Source organism: Hymenobacter sp. YC55 (assembly GCF_029433095.1).
In the GTDB taxonomy this organism is placed as follows: Bacteria; Bacteroidota; Bacteroidia; order Cytophagales; family Hymenobacteraceae; genus Hymenobacter.
The window spans coordinates 323,455-329,789 of sequence record NZ_JARNTX010000005.1 but is presented as its reverse complement, the minus strand read 5'-3'; the positions used below and the strand labels follow the sequence as shown (position 1 = coordinate 329,789).

General features: G+C 47.6%; 4 protein-coding genes and 1 rRNA gene. 3 read left to right on the top strand and 2 right to left on the bottom strand.

What is annotated here, in order from left to right; all coding sequences use genetic code 11:
- A 16S ribosomal RNA gene (locus P1X16_RS25990) occupies positions 1-113 on the bottom strand; the annotation flags it as partial.
- A gap of 746 nt (positions 114-859) precedes the next feature.
- Positions 860-2,218 carry an amidohydrolase gene (locus P1X16_RS25985; protein WP_277235236.1) on the bottom strand — a complete coding sequence of 453 codons (1,359 nt, stop codon included), beginning with the start codon at positions 2,216-2,218 and terminating at the stop codon, positions 860-862.
- Between the two features lie 777 nt (positions 2,219-2,995).
- Between P1X16_RS25985 and P1X16_RS25980 the strand changes: the two genes are divergently transcribed.
- From P1X16_RS25980 to P1X16_RS25970, 3 genes are all read left to right on the top strand, one after another.
- Positions 2,996-3,628 (top strand): HlyD family efflux transporter periplasmic adaptor subunit, encoded by a 633-nt coding sequence (locus P1X16_RS25980; RefSeq protein WP_277235234.1) that lies wholly within the window; start codon positions 2,996-2,998, stop codon positions 3,626-3,628.
- Positions 3,629-3,771: 143 nt separating this feature from the next.
- Positions 3,772-4,689 (top strand): pirin family protein, encoded by a 918-nt coding sequence (locus P1X16_RS25975; protein WP_277235232.1) that lies wholly within the window; start codon positions 3,772-3,774, stop codon positions 4,687-4,689.
- Between the two features lie 882 nt (positions 4,690-5,571).
- Positions 5,572-6,276: a hypothetical protein gene (locus tag P1X16_RS25970; protein ID WP_277235230.1), complete on the top strand. Its 705-nt coding sequence runs from the start codon at positions 5,572-5,574 to the stop codon at positions 6,274-6,276.
- Positions 6,277-6,335 lie beyond the last annotated feature (59 nt).

The following is a 6,335-nucleotide window of genomic DNA, read 5'->3' as shown; positions in this document are numbered from 1 at the left end:
GGTTACGCGTTACGCACCCGTGCGCCACTAGTGTATTGCTACACCCGTTCGACTTGCATGTATTAGGCCTGCCGCTAGCGTTCATCCTGAGCCAGGATCAAACTCTCCATTGTATAAATTCTACTTATCTCACCCGAAGATGAGACGATGTCGAGTGCTGATCCGACTCGTATTAACGAGCTTAATCGTTTTGTTACGCTTATTGAACTTCTATCTAGCAAATACTAAAATAGAAGCCTTACCAATTTGTCTTTTCCAAACATTCAAAGAACGTGTGATAGTCACTACTTGACTAACGCAGAGCTTACCGAAGCAGCTTTGTATTCATAGCATCCTCGATTAGGCTGCCTTTGATTAACAACAGTGAAACCTATTTTCGTTCACACTGCTGTAACTTTTTTTCTTAGTGCTCGTACCCTGTTGGTGAAGCGGGGTGCAAAGGTATAAAGCTTTTCTCAACTTCCAAAAAAACTTTTTATTTTTTTGGCGGCCATGTTCGAGTGTTTTCTCTAACTGCCGTTAAGAGTAGGCCACTCTCCATTATCCGTTTGCTAAGCTTTAAGCTTATTTCAAGTCACCGTCTGTGGCCTTGTTGTTAAGCGGGGTGCAAAGGTAGAAATACTTTTTCTTGTTCCAAATACAGGCGCCAAATTTTTCAAGAAAATTAGCTCTTTTCCTTAGACACAGATACAGGACACGGCAGAGAAGACAACTGTATCGAAGGCGTAGTTCCTCTTAAGCTATCATTTACAATCTAATAGCACCAACATTATAGGTTGTAACTACAGCCTTTCGGCTATTACATCGATTTCCCTTACCTCTAAGTGTTCTTTTCTTCTCCTTACGTGGTACGGTGAAGCTAGTCGCGGTAGTTGAGAGCGGGTTTACGGTCACCTAGAAGTGGCTTATATGTATAAGACCCAACATCATTCTTGAATTCATTCTTTGCCTGGAGTAGCAGGTCTGGCATACTGAACATATCTATAGCTGTTAACGCCATTGTCTTAGCTGCAACCATCATGCCCTTAGTGCCTACTTCAGTGCCATCGCAGGCGACGGCTTGCCAACTATGGGCTGGTGTTCCTGGTATCCAAGTGGCCGCCTCAAGGCCCACAGTAGGTACTACATAGCTTACGTCGCCTACATCCGTGCTGCCGCCTCCCTCCCGAGTTTCAAACTTTCCGACGGTAGCTGCCGCAGTTAGAGGTGGTACTGTAAAGCCTAATGAAGCTTGAATTTTGCGACCGAAATCCGCTTCCTGAGCGGTATATATCACTCCGCCAACTTGGTTGAGGTTGCGCTGTAGAGCGCGGGCTAGCGTTTCGTTGAGCAACAAATCATGGGTGCCCCCAATGATTTCGTAGTCCATAGTCGTTCCCGTACCCAATGCGGCACCTTCGGCAGCTTTTACAACCCGCTCGAAAATTTGCTTAACGTCGTCTTTTTTGGGATGACGCACATAGTAGTATACTTCTGCATAGTCGGGTACGACATTGGGAGCTTTACCTCCGCTGGTAATTACATAGTGAATACGGGTTTCTTGTGGGATGTGCTCACGCATCAGATTCACCATGTGATTCATGGCTTCTACAGCATCTAAGGCACTACGGCCACGCTCAGGAGCCATGGCTGCGTGAGCTGATATGCCATGAAAGCGAAACTTGGCCGATGAGTTTGCCAAATAATTATTCATCATTGCTCTGTTCTCGCTGCCTGGATGCCAGTGTACAACGGCATCAACATCCTTGAACAGCCCGGCCCGGACCATATAAACTTTGCCACTCCCACCTTCTTCAGCCGGAGTGCCGTAAACTCTGACAGTGCCCTTGATTTTGCCAGCAGCTAGTAGCTTTTTCAGTTCGATACCAGCCGCCACACTGGCAGTGCCGAACAAGTTGTGCCCACAACCGTGACCCGCATCTTGGCCGGCAATAGGGCTTTTCTCCGGAGTGGCTTGTTGCGACAACCCTGGTAGGGCGTCGTATTCAGCGAGAAGCCCAATAACTGGTTTGCCGCTGCCATATGTGGCTATAAACGCAGTAGGAATGTCGGCTGCTCCTGCTTGCACGTCGAACCCTTGCTCACGTAATGTTTGCTGCAACAAAGCTGAGCTCTGCGTTTCCTTGTACCCGACCTCGGCATACTTCCAGATTTGCAAGGCAATTTTACTGTAAGTTGAATAGCCTGCCTCAATGTTCTTGAGTGCTTGCTCTTTCATACTAGTATTACGATCTGGCCTGTCTTCGGAAACTGGCATTGCTGACAAGCACAATGCAGCAAGTAATAGCGTAGGAACGATTGGTCTCATATGCTTTCAAGTTTACGGCAGGTAAAGAAAGCAAGTATTCGTTATCGTTCTTATAAGTACAGTTTTGAGTGAGTAATACTTCTAAAGCCGCGCAATAGCTCGAGAATCTCTATAGATACTGATGAATATACTGCTAGCGGAATGCCGCTATATACAACAGCATTAGTGAGTTTAAATTATCCACTCTGAAATTCTAGGATAAGAAAACGCTCGCAATACGCTTAGTCTTGACGCTTGCTTATAAAAGTTGCTTACTAAAAGGCTAGCACCTTACTTTTTGGTAGGTACTTGACAGATGTAAAGGACTGTACGACATTTGCCGAATATTTCTCGTCCGTAGCTGGCATTCGTCTCGAATCACCCCCTGTTCTAACAATTCTGGTAAAAAAGCGGCTATACACAATCAGTCTCACTGAGGGATTAACCTTAATCTACGGAAAGTAAAATAGCTTCCTTTATTTATGTATATACATTTAATGTATATACATTTGTGCCGATGGGGCACTTGGCCCTGTGAGTGGCAGATTCATCAGCGCCCTTTCCTGCTTTACGGCAGAAATAGTCCGGTAGCATCAGCATCCAACTACTCTTGTTGCTTGACAGGCCTCTGCTGGTAATACACCCTTTTTTGCTTGCTCTTTATCAGGTTTAACCCTGTTAGGCTCGCAACGCAACCAACTTCATACAATGCTTTATTTTAAGAAAGTGGTTCTTGCCTTATTGGCTGTGTCAACTGGTGCTGACACTGACCTGATGACGAGCAAGTCAGACAGCCAATTGCTTCCCGAAATAGCTGGTTTAGAGTCTGATGTCCGGCGTGGAAGTTGGCAGGCAACAAAGTTTGTTGGCGCATCGCTTGGGAAGGGTACTGTTTTGAGCAGTCGATCCTATATGCTGTTGACCTCAACAAGAGGGCGCATAAACGGGGTTTTCTTTCAGGCAGGTCAGCAGGTACGTAAAGGTGATATTCTGGTGAAATTTGCTGATCAGAGCTTCTTAGTTGCACCCGCCAACGGGATTGTAACCCAACGGTTGGTAGAAACTGGTGAGTATCTGCAAAGCGAAGTGCCAGTTGCCGCTTTCGTGGAGTTGTCGTCGTTTCGGCTACAGTTAGTACTTAATGACCGTTCATTGGCTTTACGCCCTGAGCAGTTGGTGCAGGTGCAAAGCCGCGAACAGCCTAACCAGGGTCTGACTGCCGCCGTGGTGGCTAGCACCTTTGAGGGCGACGTGCTTACTTTAGACTTACGCCTTCGAACTTCCAGTTCGGAACCGCTGAAGGCAGGCACTTCAGTGCACGTGCACGCACTTCAGTTTTGATGCAACAGGTTTTTGTTATCTAACATAAATGTCTCTTTTTGCGCCGCTTATGCGCATGAAGAAGAGCCGAATTTAGGGTCTATCTGGCTGAAAACGTCAGGCAATCCTTCTCGGGTTGGATTCAACGCTTACCCCTTTGCTTTATGCTCGACTTAGTCATCGACGCTCGTGCTGCTTCTATCGGTCCATTTGAGGTACGACGGATACTGCCTTACCGGCTACGACGAATGTTGGGGCCATTCATATTTATGGACCATGCTGGCCCGGTGAGTGCGCTGCCTCAACAACAATCGGCGCTAGATGTGCTACCCCATCCTCATATAGGGCTTTCTACGGTAAGCTATCTGTTTGGAGGTCAAGTCACACACCGCGACAGCTTGGGGGTGGAGCAAATCATTCGGCCGGGCGAAGTGAACTGGATGACAGCTGGAAGCGGCATTGCGCACTCGGAGCGTTTCGAGGACCCGGCAGCTTTGGTAGGTGGTGCACTGGAAATGGTACAAACTTGGGTGGCCTTACCTGAGGCAGACGAGGAAATGGCCCCTACTTTTACCAATTATCAGCCGCACGAGCTACCCATATTCACCGACCAAGGGGTATGGATGCGCTTAATTGCAGGTGATGCTTTTGGTCTGCGCAACGACGTTAAAACTCACTCCCCTCTCTTCTACTTGCATGTGGTGCTACAAGCCGGCGCCCGTTTTGGCTTGCCTAAGGGCTATCCAGAGCGTGGTGCTTATGTAGCCAAAGGCAGTGTAGAAGTAAGTGGACGTACTTATAAAGTGGGACAACTGCTGGTCTTTACGCCCGGTATAGACCCAGTATTGGTAGCCCATGAACCCAGCACCCTGATGCTATTAGGAGGCGAACCACTAGGCGAGCGGTATATCTGGTGGAATTTTGTGTCGTCGCGCCGGGAACGGATTGAGCAGGCTAAAGCTGATTGGCAAGCAGGACGTATTGCGCTACCTCCTAACGACAACATAGAATTTGTGCCTTTGCCGGAAGACAAAACCCGGCCTGCTGGAACGGGCTCACCTCCACCACAAGCATTATCCTAACTGTCCGTTCCACTTGCAAATTACTGGCGTAGTTGGCACTTCAGGAGCCGCCATATCCACTCCGCGACATGCTTCGCTAATGATTATAGCTATAAGTAACCAAGCTGTATAATGGCACCATCTAAGTGTTTGGTCTTACACAGTTGCTTAAAGCTTAAATTAAATAGAAAAATTAGTAGCAGCACTTGAGCTTTTCTATTGCGAAGACTCATTGGCTCTTACACCAAAAACTTATAGTATTTATAGCATACTTTATCTTCAGCAACCATTATCTTGAAACAATACTAGCACGTCTTTGTATGTATCAGCTTTCTGCTTGATTTTCGACTCAATAACCTTTCCGGTCTAAATTTTAGATGCGGAATTATGAAAACCCGCTAATCCTACTTATTCTTGATTTATTGTAGCCAACCAAGATAAGTTAGGATTCAGCTTGTAACTCAACATTGAATGGAACACCCTTACACCAAACTTGACTCTTTCTTTCGGCTGGACTTCATACAGTTGTTGCCTTGCGCCTGCTTAGTAGAGTCATAAGTCGGGCACAGCTTTTCCAAACAAGTCCTTTGTCCGTGATGGCAGCTTTCGAGCATTTAGCTTGGGCTTTGATACAAGGCAACCACTCATAATTTTCCATCAGCCGCGCTATGGTTTTGTCTCCGTCGGCGCACAAAATGCAATTGAGATGAAGTGCTTTGCTATCGTGGTTTCAAATTCTTTTAAAGTTTTTAAAGCAAATAGGTCGTGATTTCGACTGCAGCTAACAAACCCAAAATAGCTCTAGCCAGCAGGGTTGATAGCTGCATTTTCCCTTAGATTTTCAACCGCGGCATAAGAATGATGCCGGGTGAAGAGCACAATAAAAGAGCCTTGAATATGGATATGTTATCTGCTGCGACACCCCCAACTCGCCCTAATGGGCCAAGCTTGTGGAAGTGGTTTTTGCGTAGCGTGGGGTTGGAGGCATGGTTTCAGAAAACGTCCGTGACCGCCCAGGATGGTCAAGAAGAACGGGTATTTTTGCGGCTAGCGCTATCGGGCGTTTCAAGCTCTGCCAAATCTCCTGACCCGACCCCACTGACTGAGGCATTAAATGAGTGCATGGCCGCTATTCGAGCGGGTGGCGGCCAGGTTGTTAGCAACCAAGGCACCAATTTATTATTGACTTGGCCAGTGGAGCTAGGTGCCCGTCAGGTGGTTCCTATCTATTTCCAACTGCGCGAGCGGTTGCAGCGCCGAACTCGCCAACAAGAGCTATTTGCCGCAGCTAGTCTGGGGTTGGTTACAACCCGACATAGAAGAGCACGGCTTGATTACCAGGGCGAGGTAGTGAAACACGTAGCAGGCATGCTGCGCGAAAACCAACAACTAGGGCACGACCTGCTGATTTCGGCTGCTTTGTACCACCGCCTCGATCAAACGCTGCCCTACCAGTACGAACTCCACGTTGGCTTCGACTTGCCGGGTCATCGTTATCCGGCAACACTTTTCAGAGTAACGGCTGAATCGCCTGCCGAACCAACCCAACCGTCTTTTCCTGAGTTAGCCGCCACTGCTGAGAAGGCTCCGTCTCTTCCCTATTTGTAGGTTGATTTAGTTTCTTCATTTACTCCGGATTAGCTGCCTTACCCGAGGCCCAAGGGCAA